Raw genomic sequence first — 17868 nt, forward strand, 5'->3', positions numbered from 1 at the left:
GATGACGAGTACCGTGTCGTGAGTATCGTAATTGTTCGTGGGCCGCACGGTAGCGGCCATTCCCTCCCTGCCGACCAGCTTTCTAACCTGAAGCAACAAGCTTCTGAGGCTGGACGCACGCTGGAGCTGCGGACATGCGGCGCCTTGCGCGATTTCATCGCGCTGGTTGGCTCTGCCAGGTCCGAGGTCACTGAATTCGTGCTGCTCGATCCAGGCAGCCTGGCGCCGGAAATGCGCGCGCATCCCGAGGCGGGTTTGAGTGAAGCCATTGACGACCTGCGTGCACCGTATATCGACGTGCACGACGAGTTTGGCGATGGGCTCAAATGCTGTGCAGGATTGCACAAGGCCCCGCTCGCCACGGTGATCATCAACGGCAATATCGGCAGTGGCTATCGGATCGGCCTTCGCCTTGCCCTGCGGCGCCTGAACGGCGCCGCAGGGTCTCGAGCTCAACGCGAGCCTCAGTAATCGACGGTCGGACCGTGCGCGTCGCTGTCGACGTTCGAGCAGGCGGCCCAGTACACGGTGACCACCTGGGAGCTGGCAGGAATGCGCGCCCACAAATCGCTTAGCTGCGTATCCACGGCCACGCCGATGACGTGAGGGACAGTCGGCGTGCCGATGTCGCGCGGGCCGATAAAGTGCAGGGTCAGGTTGGGAGCCTTGCTGCCGGGTTCGTAGGTGGACTGCGAGTGCGCGTTGTCACGCCCATTCTGACGCAGTACCAGCTTTTCGATCCTGGTACCACGCTCCAGGGCCTGGCCCAGCCGGTTGCTGAGGAATGCCCCTGGTGGTGCGAGCAACACCAGGCGGACGTGCGCCGGCACCGTTGTTTCCGCGGGCTTGGTGGACGTGGCGGTCGAACCGTGGCCGCTGATGATCCAGTCGTTCTTCGTTGTCTGCAGTGACATGATGCGTTCCTTTTCGCCGGTATGGAGATGCCGCGGCGCGTCGCCGCGGCGGTACCGCCATGCACGGCATGGCGGGCGGCATCATGTTCGCGGCGAACTGCCTCGCAGACCCATAGGGAAAAGGCTGATCACGCGCCGGCAGAAACCCTAACCTGGCATCCTGCAGATAGGTGTCTCGGGATGGTCAGCCACCGAGGGCCGGATCGGACACAGAAGCCCGCCCGGTCTCCCGGTGCCCCGCAAACCGCCGCAAGAACAACGGATCGGCATCGCTGGTGGCTGTCAGGTCGTACCAGTGGTCGCACCCGGTGATGTCGAATCGAGCCTCTGCCCGCTCGCCCGGTTGCAGCCAATAACGCTGAGGCTGTTGATGCAGGTACGCGTTCGCCTGGACGGTGATCGCGCAAGGACGCCCGCCTTCATTGCTGAGCACAAGATGCAATTCGCCCGGATGATGTCCGTCCGACATCGTGACTTCGGGCAGTGCGATACGTCGGCGATCCTCACCCGTCTCGGGCTGCTTGCCGCTGAACTGGCGAAGGAACCCGTTCGGCCCGATCACGGTAAGGTCGTAGGCATCACCGCTGTTTGAGCTCGTCCAATAGTCGGATAGTGACTTGCCGGCTTCCACGGTATACGTCCACGGGCCATCGGAGCGCAGCGACGAGGTGACGCTAAAGCAGGCGCCGATCTCGCCGGTGTTGCCGAAGCCAAGGACATATCTTCCCTGCCCCTGGTCGAGCTTGCCGGTGACTTCCAGCGCGTAACCCAGTGCACGCGCCGGGCGTTGCCCGTGCTCCTGTCGCGGGAGGTGCTGGTTGGTCGGCGGCGTCGGACTGAAATCACTGTGACTGCCACGGTCCGGCTCATAGGCGTTCGTTGGTGGCAGCTGCGGCACGCGCGCATCGTGGCCCTCGAAGTCGAAGGCACGCGTCAGGTCGCCGCAAACGGCGCGCCGCCAGTCGGATATGTTGGGCTCCTGCACGCCGAACCGCTGCTCGAGAAAACGCAGGATCGAGGTGTGGTCATAGGTTTCCGAGCACACCCAACCGCCCTTGCTCCACGGCGAGACGACCAGCATGGGAACACGCACGCCCAGACCGTAAACACCTGGATTGAAGCCGTTGCCGCCTGGATACACTTCGCCGTCGATGCTGACGGTCGACAAGCCCCGGTCGCGCGTCGCTGGCGGATACGCCGGCAGCATGTGATCGAAGAAGCCGTCGTTCTCGTCGTAGGTGATGAACAGCGCGGTCTTGCTCCATACCTCAGGATTGGCAGTCAACGCATCGAGCACGCGGTCGATATACCAGGCGCCGTAATTGGCTGGCCAGCTGGGATGCTCGGTATAGGCTTCGGGCGCCGCGATCCACGACACTTGTGGCAGGCGATCGGCCATGACGTCCTTCTGCAGGATGTCGAACAGCGACTGGCCATTGAGCGTATTCGTGCCCGTGCGGGCCTTGTCGTAGAGCGGATTGCCGGGCTCGGCGTTGCGATACTGGTTGAAGTAGAGCAACGAGTTATCGCCGTAGTTGCCGATGTACGGATTGGAACCCCAACCCCAGCCGCCCGCAGCGTCGAGACCCGTACCGATGTCCTGGTAGATCTTCCACGACACGCCGGCGGCTTCCAGACGCTCCGGATAGGTCGTCCAGCCGTAGCCCAGCTCCGCGTTGGAGAGCACCGGTCCGCCGCCCTGACCGTCGTTGCCGACGTAGCCGGTCCACATGTAGTAACGGTTGGGATCCGTGGAGGACAGGATCGAACAGTGGTACGCGTCGCACACGGTGAAGGCGTCGGCCAACGCGTAGTGGAACGGAATGTCCTGGCGCGTCAGATAGGCCATGGTCGTCGTCCCCTTCGACGGCACCCATTGGTCGTATTTGCCCGCATTGAAGGCAGCGTGGGTATCGTTCCAGCCATGGGGGAGGTCTTCGAGGAACTGCAGGCCCAGGTTATCCGCCTTGGGGTGGAACGGAAGCAGGTAGTCGTCGCTGCCGGCGGTTAACGGTTGGTGCCAGACGGAACGCCCGGTTGAAAGGGTGAGTGTCCGTGGATCACCGAAGCCACGCACGCCGCGCATGCCGCCGAAATAATGGTCGAACGAGCGGTTCTCCTGCATGAGGATGACCACGTGCTCGATGTCCTTCAGCGTGCCCGTGCGTCGTGCCGCCGGTATCGCCAGCGCCTTCTGGATAGACGGCGGCACGACCGATGCCGTGAGTGCGGCGCCCGCGGCGCCAAGGGAAAGCTTCAGGAAATGCCGTCGATCCTGGATGGTCATGCGTGTCCCCGTGCGCTGGTTGTCCCCTGCACGGGGGATTGTCACGACGGGTTGTGACAGTTTGCGGACGCTCTCACCCACTGCCGCGTCGCCCACGTCAAACCGCAATGGGCATCACACTTCCTCTACCGCCAACACACCATGACAGCACGGGATGCGCCGCGCGCGGCAGCTCGCCGCTGGACCTTCGCGCTCGCATTGACAAGAAAGGCTTCCTGCGCGCAAGCAAGCATCGGTGCGTCATCGGCGCTGTCGCTATAGGCCCACCGCCACGCCTGCCCGTAACCTGCCTCGGCGAGCATGAGGCACTTCTCGCCGCCGCGGCAATGTCGCTGCAAGATCCAGCCGCCACCTGCGCTTCGCAGATCCGAGCCAATGACCTGCAAATCGCCGGCAAACGACACGAGCAAACGCTCGGCGAGCCACTGCGGCGCGGCAGTGACAATGACGACGCGATCGCCTTGAGCGATATGCTGCCTTAGCGTGGCCATCCCGTCATCGAACCAGCGCAGCGATCGCATGCCTTGCTCAAATCGCACTGCGAAAGCATCGATGCTCTGCTCCAGCGCGACGTGATCGAGCCCGAACGCGGCAATCCACAGCAACATGGATGCGCCCATGCGCCTCGCCGACGGCATGTGCAGCATCACCAGCGCCACCGGAAGCACGGGCAGCGCGGCGATCAGCTTCAGCGGTGACGCCAGCAGCAAGCCGCGCATCCACTCCACGGTCGAATCCGCCGATAACAGCGTCTTGTCGAGATCGAAGACCGCGCAGTTTCGCGAATTAATGAGTACCCTCGATCGCCTTCACCGCGTCAAGCGACTCCTGAACATGCTTCTGCGGCTTGAGGCTCGAATAGACGTGCGTGATCTTGCCCGACGGGGCGATCACATAGGACGTGCGGTCCGACCAGCCCGGCCGGATCATCAGCGTCGAGTCGTATTGTTTTGCGATCTTCGCGCCTTCGTCGGCGGCGACTGCGAACTTGCCGCCGCAGTGTTCGTTCTCGGTCGAGAACGCGGCGAGCTCACCGGTATTGCCCGCCGTCACGCCGATAACCGTCGCATGAAGCGCCCTGAACTTGTCGATGGCCTCCGAAAACATATGGGCTTCGACGTTGCAGCCGTCCGTATGCGCGGCGGGGAAGAAGTAGACCACCACCGGGCCCTTCTTCAGGGCATCGGCCAGGCTGAAGGTAAACGGTTTGCCCGCAAGATAGGCCGGCGCGGTGAAGTCCGGCGCTTGCGTGCCCTCCTTCAGGGCAGCGGAAGCGGGGGTCGCGAGGGCAGCTGTACCGGCCAGTGCGAGCGCAACAAGGGTCATTAGTGGCTTCATGACAACGGTCTCCTGAGTCAATGGGAAGAACAACAGGATACATATACGTCAAAAGCCGCGCCCTGGATGCCCAGCGCGGCACGCGTGCCGCGCTGGATCCCGGATCAAAACACGTGAAGATCGGTAACTGGAGGCGTTTTCCACTGGAGACTGTGATTCGACCCGGGCTGCGCGATCCCAGCAAACATCGACTCGTCGAACGAATGGGTTCCGGCATGACCGGGTGCCGTACCAAACTGCGACATGGCTGCGACCAGCAGACTGACCTGTTGGCTCATCGCCGATGGCGGCAGGTAGGCTCCACCCTGGACCAGTGAAGCAGCGTCGGACGGCTTAGCTCCTGCGAGCGACTGCCCCTGGGCAACTTCGCTACCTGTCCGGTCGGCGATGTCGCTCCGACTGAAGCTCGTCCCATCAGTGAAGTCGATGCGCTCGATCGTATCCATTACCTGGCCCGCGGTATAGGGCGAGTAAAACTGCTTGATCGTGAACGTGTCGCCCGTTGCATCAATGGTTATCACCACGTCGAGGTCGTTCCGACTGAAAGAGACGTCCGCGGCGGTCACGTTTCCGCGCATGCTCAGTACGTCGATGGCATTGTTGAGCGACCGTTCCGATACAAGGGTGTCGTGTCCATCGCCACGGCCCCACAAGTACGTCGTGGATCCTTCGCCGCCGAGCAAGGAGTCATCACCCGCACCTCCGTCAAGCGTGTCATCACCGCGCATCGATATCAGCGTGTCATTCCCGTTGCCTCCGATCAGGAAGTCGTAATCGACAACGTAGGTTGCGTTATCGGTCAGTCGGTCATTGCCATCCCCACCGATGAGCGTATCGCCATACACGCCCCCGGTAATCGTGTTGTCAGCCGCCGTACCCGTGACCGTGGCGGCAGAGCCAAAGGTGCCGCCCGTCAGGACCAGGTTCTCGACATTCTGGTAGTTCGCGATCGAGTACGTCTTCGCGTTATCGGAAAGGTAGACGGTATCGCTTCCTTCGCCCGCGAGCTCAACGATAATGTCGCCCGCGCCCAGGTAGTAGCTGTCGTCGCCGGCGCCGCCGGCGAGCGTGTCCACACCGCCATTGTCGTTGCCGTACAGCTGATTGGCACCCGAGTTTCCCCGGAGTGTGAGGCCTGCGGACCCCACGGACATGATATTTTCCACGTTCGTTTCAAGCGTGAAATTAACGGACGTCCTCACCGTATCGGTTCCACCACCGTCGCCGCGCAACTCGATGGCTCGATCCCCGACATTGTCGACGTAAAAGGTGTCGTTGCTGTCGGCGCCGTACATCAGATCGGCTCCGGTCCCACCGTCGATGTTCAGCCCGAATCCCATAAACGACACGCCGCCCACGATGGTGTTGTCCAGGCTGTTTCCCTGAAGCCAGCGCTGCGCGCTTACCAGCACGCTATGCCCGGTAAAAACTGACGAGGAACCGTACATGTCGACCAGAACCTCGACATTATCCGGCAGCGCGGCGCTATACGAATAGCTCACGATCGTGTCGATGCCTTCACCGGCTTTCTCGACGACCGTATCGTCGTAGTAGCCCCTGTCGACGATGTAATACGGGTTGCTCCAGTCCACGACATATACGTCGTCGCCCTTGCCCCCGACGAACGTGTCCTTGCCTGAATAGAACACGTTGACCGAACCGGACAGGCGGTTGTCGCCGTCGTTTCCTGTGATTGTGTTGCTCAGGACGTTACCGGTTCCGGCACTGCTCAAAGGCCCTGTCAGGATGAGGTTGGTGATGCGGTCCGGCAGCACGTACCCATCGATCGCAGTCGACACGGTGTCGACACCCTGCGGAAGGGTCCCTGAGCCGGGGACATCGGCCCGATTGTCGACCACGAAGATATCGTCACCCGCAGTTCCGGGCATGACGGTCGCATCGCCGGCGAGGTTTGTCGCGCGTGAGGCGACCTGCGCTGCATCCCAATGGACCCCGTCGGCAAATCGAATGTCGGACAGACGATGTGACTGATCCGTCTGGAAGTAGTTGCGTATGGTCACCTGGCCGTGCGTCTTCGGAAGGACAATAATCAGGTCATCCCCGGCGCCCGTGGTCGATCCGACATCCGCGCCGCGATAGAGAAGCACGTCGGTTGACGATATCCCCGCCAGGAACTCAAGCACGTCGGCACCGGGTCCCGGATTGCCTGCATAGGTATCGATGATGTCGACCCCGTCGCCAGGTGCGTACTGGTAGGTGTCATTCCCTGCCTGGCCATACAGTTCATCGTTGCCCTTCCCACCAACAATAATGTCCGCGCCGTCACCACCGGATATCTTGTCGTTTCCACCCAGTCCTTCAAGCGTATCGTCGAGGGTGAGGCCAACGAGAATATCGTCCGCTTCCGTTCCCTTGTTCAACTGCATGGCCATGGAAATGGTGGACAGGTAGGTTCCATCTGCGAAACGAATCCCGTCGACGATCTGTGACGCATTGGCGGAAATGAAGAAGCCAACCAGTGTGATCGATCCCGAATTCCGGATGGTCAGGATCATATCGTTGTTATTCCGCCGCCAGGTGACATCGCTTACCGCGATGCCGCTGTCGAAGCGAATCTCGTCCATGTCGGTCGCGTAGCCGATGTCGGTGACCCTGTCGGAACCATCGCCCAGTCCGTAAAGATAGAGGTCACTCCCGTACGAGCCCGACAAGGTGTCGTCGTCGGCGCCTCCCCGCAGGCTATCGTTGCCCTGGCCGCCGTCGAGCGTATCGGACGCCGCACCCCCTTCGATCAGATCATTGCCGTCCTTTCCGTAGAGGTAGTCCATCTGATCCGACCCGATGATGTGGTCGTCGCCGGGACCACCGTTGATCTGGCCGCCGATACTCGTCGCGCGAACCACTTCCTGCTCGATCATCTCGGGGGTGTAGGCGTATGTCACCCCGTTGAATTCGACAACCAAGCCTCGCTTGGCATGACCGGTCGAACTGTCGAACAGGTTGGCGACGTTGATGTAACTCTGGTAGGCGTCGGTGAAACTGATCGATAGCGAGGTATCCGACCGTCTCAGGAACATCTTGCTCAGGTCGAAGCCCGAGAATGCAATGACATTCATGCCGAGGGCGTCGTCGATCGTGTCGATGCTGCCATTCCGGCCAATGACAAAGCGGTCGTCGCCGTTGCCGCCGGCCATGGTGTCGTTACCCGCGCCGCCGACCAGCGTGTCATTCCCTTCGCCACCGTCCATGTAGCCGAACCCGGCCCCGGCGACGAGCAGGTCGTCTCCGTTGCCGCCATACATGGAATTGACGCCGTTCTCCCCGTAAATAGTGTCGTTTCCGTCTTCGCCGTACAGACGGTCGTTACCGTCGCCACCGAATATAACGTCATCACCGGCGCCGGCGTAGACCGTATCGGAACCCAGGCCCGCATTAATTGTCTCGGCGTAGTCGAACGCGTAAATAGTGTCGTCGGCGGAACTCCCCAACGGTGTCCGCCGGGCGATCTCATCGAGCGTCATGGAAACGCCATCGTTGAAACGCACTGTGAAACCGCCCTCGCGAAGCCCGTCATAGACATAGATCGAATCGCTGTCGCTGTACTTGAGGACGACATCACCGATGCCATAGTAGTTACGAACCAGGCTCAGGGACGTGCTAGTGCTTGCAACATCGAGGACGATCGTATTCGAGCCGTCTTCATCGGTGATGCCCTCGATGATGTAGTAGCCGTTCGAGTCGTAATACCCCGGCTGGGACGCGTCACCCATCTTGTACCGGTATTCGTCGTTACCCAGGCCGCCATCGAGCGCGTCCACGCCTGTGCCGCCTATCAGAATGTCGTTGCCGCCCCGTCCGCGGATCGAGTCATTACCGGCACCACCATCGAGGGTGTCGTTCCCCTGAACCGATTCGCTGACAATCGCATCGTCCCCATCGATGTAATCGTCGCCGTTGCCGCCAACGACAATGTCATTCCCCCCTTGGCCGTAAAGAATGTCATTCCCATCGCCGCCATCAAGACGGTCGTTGCCGTGGGCAGCCTCGGCGAGGTTCTGGCGATCGCCGTAGATGGTGTCGGCCCCGGTCCCGCCTGCCAGTTGATCATCCCCACCGTCTCCGACGAGGATGTCATCACCGGCGCCACCGTCGAGTATGTCGTTGCCATGTGCGCTGGTCGCGACGATAGCGACATCCGCATCGCCCTCCAGGATGTCGTTACCGTCACCGCCGGCAAGCGTGTCAGCGCCACCGCCACCGACCAGGTGATCGTTGCCGGCGCCGCCATCAAGGATGTCCCTGCCCTGATAGGCGCTGTCCAGTCCGGACACGGACGCGTCCCCCCAAAGGGTGTCGTCGCCGTCGCTTCCGGAGAGCGAATCATCGCCGCCGCCGCCCTCGAGATAGTCGTTACCCTGGCCGCCGTCGAGAACGTCTGCCCCATGGAACGCCTGTGCGACGTGCCCCAGGACGTCGTCGCCATGAAGAATGTCGGCACCGTCGCCTCCCAGCAGGACATCGTTGCCGCCCCCGCCCGCCAGAATGTCGTCTCCGTCGCCACCATCGAGCGTGTCATTGCCGTGGTTTACCTCGGCGAGAACCGTCGGGTCGCCGTCACCCCAGAGCGTGTCGTTGCCACTTCCGCCTAGAAGGGTGTCGCTTCCGCCTCCACCCTCGAGGTAGTCGTCGTCATCACCACCGTCGATGTAGTCGTTTCCGTGGTGGATCGCTGCCAGCGACGGGTCATCTCCCCACAGCCTGTCCTTGCCGGATCCGCCATAAATAGTGTCGTCACCGCCTTGACCAAGGATCTCGTCGTCACCGGCGTCGCCTGAAAGCGTGTCATCGCCGAACTCTTTTGCCGTCGAAGCAATGGTGTAACCGGCGGCATCGTTGCGATCCCCGCGGATGATGTCATTGCCGTCGCCGCCACTGACGACATCGTCATCGGCTCCCCCGGACAGCTGATCGTTGCCGTTTTCACCGTAGACGATGTCGTTGCCCTCGCCTGAACGGACAACGTCATTTCCGTCGCCGGCGTAAATGACATCGTTTCCACCCGGGGCGACGTTCGGATCCAGGAAAGTGAAGGCATCATTCGAATTCGAGTTCGCCCATAGGCCGTCGGCGGTGACATACCATCCTGCACCCAGGGCGAGAACGTCGGGATCAGCCCGCAGCTCGGCGAGCTGGGCTTCGGAGTACCGCTTCCAGTTCATGGCGATAGCGGCATCCATGATGAAGTCGTCGCCATCGCCCCCATGGATGCGATCGTTCCCCGCGCCGCCCAGGATAACGTCCGAACCTGTTCCACCATCCAGGTCGTCATCGCCGTAGCCGCCGTCGATGCCGTCGTTTCCGTCCATGCCGGCAATCGTATCGCGGCCGCTGATCGGCGTGTTCGGATCGTGGTCGCCATCGGTCCCGACGAGATCATCGCCGTTTGTCAGCTGATATGGATTCTCCGCCGAACCCGGCATGTTGTAGTCCTGCAACCGGATGCCGAGATCGCCGGGTCGCCAGTTGTGGACTACGATGCGAGCGTTCGTAGGGCGGTAAACGAGAATAAGGTCGCGCGTCTGCGTCTGTGTCGGCTCTCCGATCAGCACATTGAACAGCGCGTCCGCGGTCTGCCAGAAGTAACCCTGGGAACCGGCTCTTGATATCACCCCGTCGAGCGCATTGCCCAACGCAATGACCTGGCCGTTGAAGGTGATTTTGCCGATCCCGTCGCCATCGATGATGGTGTCGACACTCGCGTGGCCATCCGCCAGGGCGAAGTCGGCGTCCGTAAACTGATAGGTGTCGTCGCCGAGCCCGCCATCAAGGGTGTCACTGCTTGTGCCGCCTACCAGGAAGTCATCGCCCTCGCCGCCGATCAGGCGATCTTCGCCTGCGGCGCCCTGGAGGCTGTCGTTGCCCCTTCCCCCGTTCAGCCAATCGCCCAGTTCGGCGCCAAGGAGGGTGTCATTACCGTCTGCCCCGAAGATGGATGCCCGGATGCCGGCTCCCGCCGCCAACGCGTTGTCGCCGCCATCGCCGGAGATTAGTCGCACATGCAGGTTCGGCAGTAGCGTATTTCCGGAGTCGCTCACGACGCGCTTCATGAACGCAGCGTCCGATTCGAACTTCGTTTTACCAAGAAGCTCGTTGATGTTATCGCCGACGGCATCGCCAAACTCCGATGACGCGTACGTAGCAGCCGCCACAAGGATCAGGGCCGGACCGACGGTCAACCCCAGTTCGGCGACGAGAGCGAGGGTGAACGCCGTGCTGACAACGGTCGTCATCGAGCCCGTGACTATGCCGACAAACTTGCCTACGTCATCCTCCCAGATCGCCTTCTTGAAGTCGGCAATATCGAGGACCTTGCTTACCCCGCCGAGAAGGTTCTGCAGCTTTGCGGGACCTTCGAGGCCCTCGACGCCCTCGTCCAATCCACTATTCAACGTCTTCAGGCCTTCGCTTATCTTGTCGGCCATCGGAGTGGATTCATCGCGCATCTTGCTGAGCTGGGATTCGAAGGAACCTCGCAGGCTGGCGATCCCCTTGTTCCACGCTGCATTGTCGGCCAGGCCGAACATCTGAGTGATGGAGTCCACAGCGGCGATATTCGCCTCAGCCGCTGATGCGAGTGCCTCCGCAACGAGCGAGTCTTTGAAATCCGAAAGCTCGTCGATGCCGAGCTTGGCAGCAGTCAGGAAGTGGAATGAGTTGCTCAGGCAGGCGCGCGTCAATGCCGTCAGCGCTTCCTCGATGAACTTGGGGGTTACTTCGGTCACGTGCCTCGCTCCATGCAGGTTGGGTAAGTCGACGATAAGGATGGTGAAGACATCAACGCTCGCGCAGGGACTCCTGCAGGGCGGACTGCAACGGGTCGATCAGGTAATCGATCACTCGTCGTCGTCCGGTTCTGATCTCGGTCGACAAGGTCATGCCAGCGCCCAGGTGAACCTCCGCGCCGTCGACGACAAGCGTGGATCGGTCCAGGCGCACTTGGCCTCTGTAAACCCAGCCGAGTTTTTCGTCCTGGATCGCATCGTGGGAGATGCTTTCCAGCGTGCCGTCGATGTAGCCGTAGCGGGTGTACGGAAAGCTCTCGATCTTCACTCGCGCTCGCTGTCCCGCGCGAAGAAAGCCGATGTCCTTGTTGAGTACCGTGATCTCGACAGAAAGCGGGTCATCGTCGGGAACGATGGACAGGAGCGGCTGCGCAGCGGTGACGACACCACCCTGCGTATGGGCTTCGAGTTGCTGGACCGTGCCGGCGACGGGAGCGCGAAGTTGCAACGAATCGTCGTGCTGCCGCGCCTTGCGCGCCTCGGGCGCCGCTTGCGCAGCCAGTTCCCCGGCTTGCCGACCGTCGTCGAGCCATTGCCGGCGACTTTCGGTGTCCGCCGACACCATGTCCTCGCTCGCGGTGTGGATGGCGGAGCGAAGCTCGGCGCGCCGGCTGCTCTGCTCGACAAGGTCACGTTCCGCGCTAAGGACTTCCTGCTTACGGAGCAGATACTCCTGGCGTGGTACGTACTTCTTGTCGAGCAGTTTCTCGTAATCGGCCAGCCGTGTGCGAGCTACCTCGAGAAAGGACCGAAGGGGCGGCAGGGAGGCTTCGACCGTAGCCAGCTCGGCACGCTTCTGGACGACGACGGCTTGCAATGACTGCAACCGGGACCGATAGGCAACGTATTGCCCCTGCGCCAGTGCTTGCGCACGCTCAAGCAGATCCCTGGGCAGGGATGCGTCCGCGATCAGCAGCGGCGGCTGTCCCTGCGCCGCCGCCTTTACCAAGGCGGTCGACCGGAGAACGGTCAGCGTGGCGTCCCTCCATGCGTCGTCGGCCTTGCTTGTATCGGCAAGGGCCGCGGTCCTGTCCAGTTCGAGCAACAGGTCACCACGCGCAACGTGTTGACCGTCACGGACGAGAATGCGACGGACCACGGCGGTTTCGACGGACTGGATGACCTTGGTCCGCGAGTCGGCGACGGTTTTTCCTTCTGCCACGGCAACCATTTCCAGTTCGCCAAAAAAGGACCAGATCAGTGCCAGCGTGAACAGCGCGATGATCAACCACATGGCCACACGCGGTGCGGGCGGTGCGGGCGAATCGATCAGCTCCAGGTGCGCAGGCAGAAAGGCCAGCTCATCCCTGGTGCGCGACGGAACGTCGTATTCCCCGCGCGCTTGCCACGCCGAATGGAGAGCGCCTGCATACCGGCGGAGCATGGAGAAGCGATCGTCGGGGTAGCCCATGGTTTCAGCCTCGCTGCAATCGATGGAGGCGAAAGAAGTGGCCGTCCTCACGAGCCAGAAGAACTTCCGGTGTTCCTATCTCGACGATCCTGCCCTGCTCTACCACGGCGATCCGATCGGCGCCTCGAACGGTCGACAGCCGGTGGGCGATGATGACTACCGTGCGCCCTGCGCAGATCGCACGCATGTTGGTCATCACGGCGTGCTCGGATTCGTAATCGAGGGCGCTGGTCGCTTCGTCGAAGATCAGGATCTTCGGATCCGTCACCAGGGCACGTGCGATGGCGATTCGCTGGCGCTGCCCTCCGGAGAGTCCGTTTCCTTGCTCGCCGACCATGGTGTCGTAACCTTGGGGGAGTTGGGTGATGAATTCATGGGCGCCCGAAAGCATCGCCGCAGCGATGACCTTCTCCATCGGCATGCCCGGATCGGAGAGCGCGATGTTCTCGCGAACGCTCCGGTTGAACAGGAAGTTCTCCTGGAGAACGACGCCGATCTGCCGGCGAAGCCAGGCCGGGTCGGCGAGAGCCAGGTCGATGCCGTCGACCAGAACCCGCCCTCGCTCCGGCACATACAGGCATTGTATGAGCTTGGTCAGGGTGCTTTTGCCGGAACCGGATCGGCCGACGATGCCCACGACCTCTCCCGCAGAAATATCCAGGTCGATATCGGAAATGACCGTCGCAGTGTCGGGTCGATACCGAAAGGAAACCTGTTCGAACGTAATCCTGCCCTTGATAGGAGGAAGCGACGCGCGGCTTCCGTCCACCTCGGTTCGTGCATTGAGGATGTCTCCCAATCGTTCGACAGAGATGCCGACCTGCTGGAAATCCTGCCAGAGCTGGGCCAACCGAATGATCGGACTCGCGACCTGACCCGCCAACATGTTGAATGCGATCAGCTGCCCAACCGTCAGCTGACCGTCGATGACCAGTTTCGCTCCCCAGTAGAGGATGGCGACCGACACCAGCTTCTGGATCAGCTGTACTCCCTGCTGGCCTACGTTCGCCAGGCGCGTCACCCGGAACGCTGCGGAAACGTAGGCGGCAAGCTGCTTGTCCCAGGTTCGGGTCAGTCGCGGGTCGACCGCCATCGACTTGATCGTCCCGATGCCGCTTATCGCTTCAACAAGAAATGCCTGATTGTCGGCGCCCCGCGCGAACTTCTCGTTCAGGCGACGACGTAGAGTGGGCGTAATAGCGGCAGACCAGATGCCATACAGAGGTAGCGAGACCATGACAACAAGGGAAAGCCAGCCGCTGTAGACGAACATGACGCCAAGAAAGACCACCGTGAAAAGGAGGTCCAGGACCGACGTCAGAGTCTGCCCGGTAAGGAAATTCCGGATGTTCTCCAGCTCCCGCACGCGTGCGACGGTATCGCCTACTCGTCGCGCCTCGAAATACGCCAGTGGAAGTTTAAGGATATGCCGGAACAGACGCGCACCCAGTTCGACGTCGATACGACTCGTGGTGTGCGCGAAGGTAAATGCTCGCAGGCCTGAAAGCAGCACGTTGAACACGGTGATGCCGAGCAAGGCAACGGTGATGACGTTGAGCGTCGTCAGGGCGTGGTGCACGAGCACCTTGTCCATCACTACCTGGAAGAAAAGCGGGGTAACCAGGCCAAAAAGCTGGATGAAGAGCGATACGACGAGAACTTCCGATAACAGCTTCCGGTACTTGATCACCGCGGGAATGAACCAGGTCACGTCGAAGCGACCCAGGCCAGATCCGGGTATCGCTCGCGATGTCACCAACAGGAGTCGACCCTCATAGCGGTCAGCAAACGCCTCGAGGTCGAGGAGAAGCGGCCGCCCTTCCCTGGGGTCGTGGATCAGAACGCGCGCGTCATCTATCTTGGCCACGACAAAGCTTTGCCCGTCGTTGCGCAACGCGAGAGCGGGCAGCGCCACGCTACCGAGGCGTGCCAGGTCCTTCTGCACAATACTTGCCTTGAGTCCAAGGCGCCGCGCGGCGAGGGTCAGGTCGACGTCATTGAGCCGCGCGTCGCCAATGCCGGCGGCGTGCCGCATCTGGGCGCTATCGGCCGCGACACCATGAAACTGGGCCAGCAACACCAGCGACTCAAGCCCGGGGTCGGAGACGCTATCGCGGCGCGGATCGTCCGCCTGCGTAATGCTCGCCCTGCTAACAGGTTCTCGCTCCGCAACCACATCCATGACCGGCTCCCTTGCCGTCGACGCGCAGCGCTTCAACGGGCACGTGTCCCGAAGAGCGATTCTGATGTCCCCTCTTGCAGCCCGCCCCTTCCAATGCCGGGTCTCGCAAGTTCCTGCGGGAGTATTCCATGCGAAGAAGGCATCCGGGACTGCAGTGCCGTTTCTTCACATCAGAAATGTGATGTCCCTCACATCTCGCCTCGTGAGCGCCGCAGCGAAACGCGATGGCGTCTTCACATGGTAGGGTTTGCCACTGAGCACTCTTTTACTCAGGCCCAGACGAATGACGCTAGTGCGGAAGATCCTGTTCTCGGCGGTATTTCTCCTTATCTGCATCTGCGCACCGGCCGCCCAGGCAGCTTCACCATCCGTCGTCAGCGGCTCCGCCCGCTTCACCGTCCTTACGCCACGCGTCATCCGCATGGAATACGCCAAGGAGGGCCACTTCGAGGACGCGCCATCGCTGGTCTTCGCCACGCGCAATGACGCCCCTGCCGTCGATGCGAAGGTCTCCCATGAGCAAGGCTGGCTGGTCATTCGTACCAGCGATGTCACCTTGCGCTACAAAGAAGCCGCAGGCGTCTTTACGGCCGACAACCTGAGCATCGCGTCCAGCAAGGCGAAGCCCGCTTTCACCTGGCACCCGGGCCAGAAGGACACCGCCAACCTCGGTGGCACGGCACGTACGCTGGATCAAGTGGACGGGGATCGCCACGCCGCCGATAACAAACCGCTGGACCTCGGCGACGGCCTGCTCTCGCGCGATGGCTGGCACGTGGTCGACGACACCGGCAGCTTCGTCTTCGGTAATGAAAAGCTTCCCTGGGTGCATCGCCGTGCTTGCCAGGACTGCACCGACTGGACTTTCTTCGGCTACGGCCACGATTACACCGCAGCGCTGCGCGATTTCGCGCTGCTGGCTGGTCGCGAGCCGCTACCGCCACGTTATGCGTTTGGATACTGGTGGTCGCGCTACTGGAACTACAGCGACAGCGAACTGCGGGATGTCGTTGCCGACTTCGTGCGCTACCGCATTCCCCTCGACGTTCTGGTCATCGACATGGACTGGCACCGCACGGATGGTCTTTCGTCCGTGCACCCGCAGAACGACGTGAACGGCCAGACCAAGGGCTGGACCGGCTTCACCTGGAACCGTGCCCTGTTCCCGGAACCGGAGCGTCTGTTGCAGTGGCTCCGCGACCAGGGCCTCAAGGTGACGCTGAATCTTCATCCGGCGTCCGGCATCCTGCCGCATGAAGAATCCTACGGCCGTTTCATGGGCGAGCTGAAGGCCGATCCCGCGAAGCCGCTCGCCTTCGAAGCGGCGGACCCGGCATACATGGCGGCGTTCTTTCACGCGGTGCTCGATCCGCTGCAACACATGGGCGTGAGCTTCTGGTGGCTGGACTGGCAGCAATGGCGTGAGTCTAAGGCCCTGCCCGGCCTGAGCAACACCTGGTGGCTCAACCATGTGTTCTTCACCCACATGCAGCAACAGGGTGAGAAGCGCGCGCTCATCTATCACCGCTGGGGCGGCCTGGGTAACCATCGCTACCAGATCGGCTTCTCGGGTGACTCGATCATTTCCTGGGGCTCGCTGGCGTTCCAGCCGCGCTTCACCGCGACAGCCTCCAATGTCCTGTACGGCTACTGGAGCCACGATCTCGGCGGTCATACCTTCCGTGACGAGAGCGACCCCGCGACACGCCGGATCGATCCCGAGCTTTACATTCGCTGGATGCAGTTCGGCGCGTACAGCCCGATCATGCGCACTCACACGACGAAGAATCCGGACCTGCGCAAGGAGCCGTCGCGCTTCGCACCGGCGCAGTTCGATGCGCTGCGCGAGACCGTGCTCACGCGATACACCTTGCTCCCGTACACGTACACCATGGGCCGCAAAGCCTTCGATACCGGTGTATCGCTGGTGCGGCCCATGTATTACGCGTGGCCGGACGAGGATAAGGCGTACCAGTCCAACGGACAGTACATGTTCGGTGACGACCTGCTGGTGGCACCCGTTACCGCGACGGCTGGCGATGGCGGCTTTGCGAAACAGGATGCGTGGCTGCCCAAGGGCGACTGGTTCGATGTGACTCGCGGACGCATGCTCCACGGCGGCCGGACGGTCAGTGCCCGCTACCGGCTCGACGAAGTGCCGGTGTTCGCGCGCGCCGGCGCCATCGTGCCCACCAACAGCGACCCCACGCACAGCGTCGCGAACGACGACGGCGCCCGCACCATCGTGGTTTATCCCCGCAAGAACCAGCAGGCGGAATTGTACGAAGACGCCGGCGACGACGAGGGTTACCGTGGCAAGGCGTTTGCGCGGACCGCGCTGACCACCGAGTGGTCGAAGCAGGCGGTGCGCCTGCGTATCGCACCGCGCGAAGGTCAGTACGCGGGCATGGCATCGACACGTCGCTGGAGCGTGGCCTTCGTCGCATCGGCCATGCCGTCGCGCGTGACCGTCGATGGCCAGACCCTGCAGCGCGTCGAGGGTGATGCCGGGCTCAAGCCTGGCACGTGGCGGCTCGAGGGACGCACGCTGACACTGCGGCTTGCGTTGCCGGAACACGACTTCGCCAGCGCGCAGGTGGTGGACGTTACCTGGCCCAGTGACGCGCCCGACGTCGACGGCCTCGCGGGTGAGATGCGTGACGTTCGCGAGGCGGTCGAATGGCTGAAGGGCCACTGGACCGAGTTCGGCGGTATCCCCGACGAGCTCTCGGAAGCCGCGCAGGCCGATCGCCTTATCGACTATCACCCGGAGCGCTTTGTACAGGAGGTGGCTGCGTTCCGTGCGCGGGTGCGGCGGCTGGATGCTTCGTTGGAGGAAGGTGGGGTGCCGGCGGATGTGCGGAAGCAGTTCGGGGCCAGGATGCGTTAGTCGCTAGCACCCATCGCCGATGAATCGGCTCCCACAGGGGGGG

At 62.1% G+C, this 17868-nt stretch carries 9 protein-coding genes; 2 read left to right on the forward strand and 7 right to left on the reverse strand.

The features are described from left to right. The first annotated feature begins 18 nt into the window (after positions 1-18). Positions 19-471, forward strand: coding sequence for a hypothetical protein (locus C8J98_RS05540; RefSeq protein ID WP_158272607.1), 453 nt, complete (start codon positions 19-21; stop codon positions 469-471). Here the strand turns inward: C8J98_RS05540 and C8J98_RS05545 are convergent. The 7 genes from C8J98_RS05545 to C8J98_RS05575 all read right to left on the reverse strand — a co-directional run bounded on the left by C8J98_RS05545 (position 465) and on the right by C8J98_RS05575 (position 14935). After that, the gene (locus C8J98_RS05545; RefSeq protein WP_107911718.1) at positions 465-914 is read right to left on the reverse strand and encodes a putative adhesin; all 450 of its coding nucleotides are present in this window, start codon (positions 912-914) and stop codon (positions 465-467) included. The genes C8J98_RS05540 and C8J98_RS05545 overlap by 7 nt on opposite strands. Positions 915-1098: 184 nt before the next feature. Continuing rightward, positions 1099-3201 carry a phospholipase C, phosphocholine-specific gene (locus C8J98_RS05550; RefSeq protein ID WP_107911720.1) on the reverse strand — a complete coding sequence of 701 codons (2103 nt, stop codon included), beginning with the start codon at positions 3199-3201 and terminating at the stop codon, positions 1099-1101. 125 nt (positions 3202-3326) lie between these two features. Further along, positions 3327-3992, reverse strand: a complete 666-nt coding sequence (locus C8J98_RS05555; RefSeq protein ID WP_107911722.1) for a haloacid dehalogenase-like hydrolase — start codon at positions 3990-3992, stop codon at positions 3327-3329. Then, positions 3988-4539, reverse strand: coding sequence for a peroxiredoxin (locus C8J98_RS05560; RefSeq protein ID WP_107911724.1), 552 nt, complete (start codon positions 4537-4539; stop codon positions 3988-3990). Before C8J98_RS05560 ends, C8J98_RS05555 begins: the two co-directional genes overlap by 5 nt. Positions 4540-4643: 104 nt before the next feature. Next, positions 4644-11282 carry a calcium-binding protein gene (locus C8J98_RS05565; RefSeq protein WP_107911726.1) on the reverse strand — a complete coding sequence of 2213 codons (6639 nt, stop codon included), beginning with the start codon at positions 11280-11282 and terminating at the stop codon, positions 4644-4646. A 52-nt stretch (positions 11283-11334) separates the two neighbouring features. After that, positions 11335-12753: an HlyD family type I secretion periplasmic adaptor subunit gene (locus tag C8J98_RS05570; protein ID WP_107911728.1), complete on the reverse strand. Its 1419-nt coding sequence runs from the start codon at positions 12751-12753 to the stop codon at positions 11335-11337. A gap of 4 nt (positions 12754-12757) precedes the next feature. After that, on the reverse strand, positions 12758-14935 hold the full coding sequence (locus tag C8J98_RS05575) for a type I secretion system permease/ATPase (protein WP_107911730.1): 2178 nt from the start codon (positions 14933-14935) through the stop codon (positions 12758-12760). Between the two features lie 283 nt (positions 14936-15218). On the opposite strand from C8J98_RS05575, the gene C8J98_RS05580 reads away from it, so the two are divergent. Next, entirely contained in the window at positions 15219-17825 is a 2607-nt protein-coding gene (locus C8J98_RS05580; protein ID WP_107911732.1) for a glycoside hydrolase family 31 protein, read from the forward strand. Positions 17826-17868 lie beyond the last annotated feature (43 nt).

The sequence above is a fragment of the Luteibacter sp. OK325 genome (assembly GCF_003050935.1).
Lineage (GTDB): Bacteria > Pseudomonadota > Gammaproteobacteria > Xanthomonadales > Rhodanobacteraceae > Luteibacter.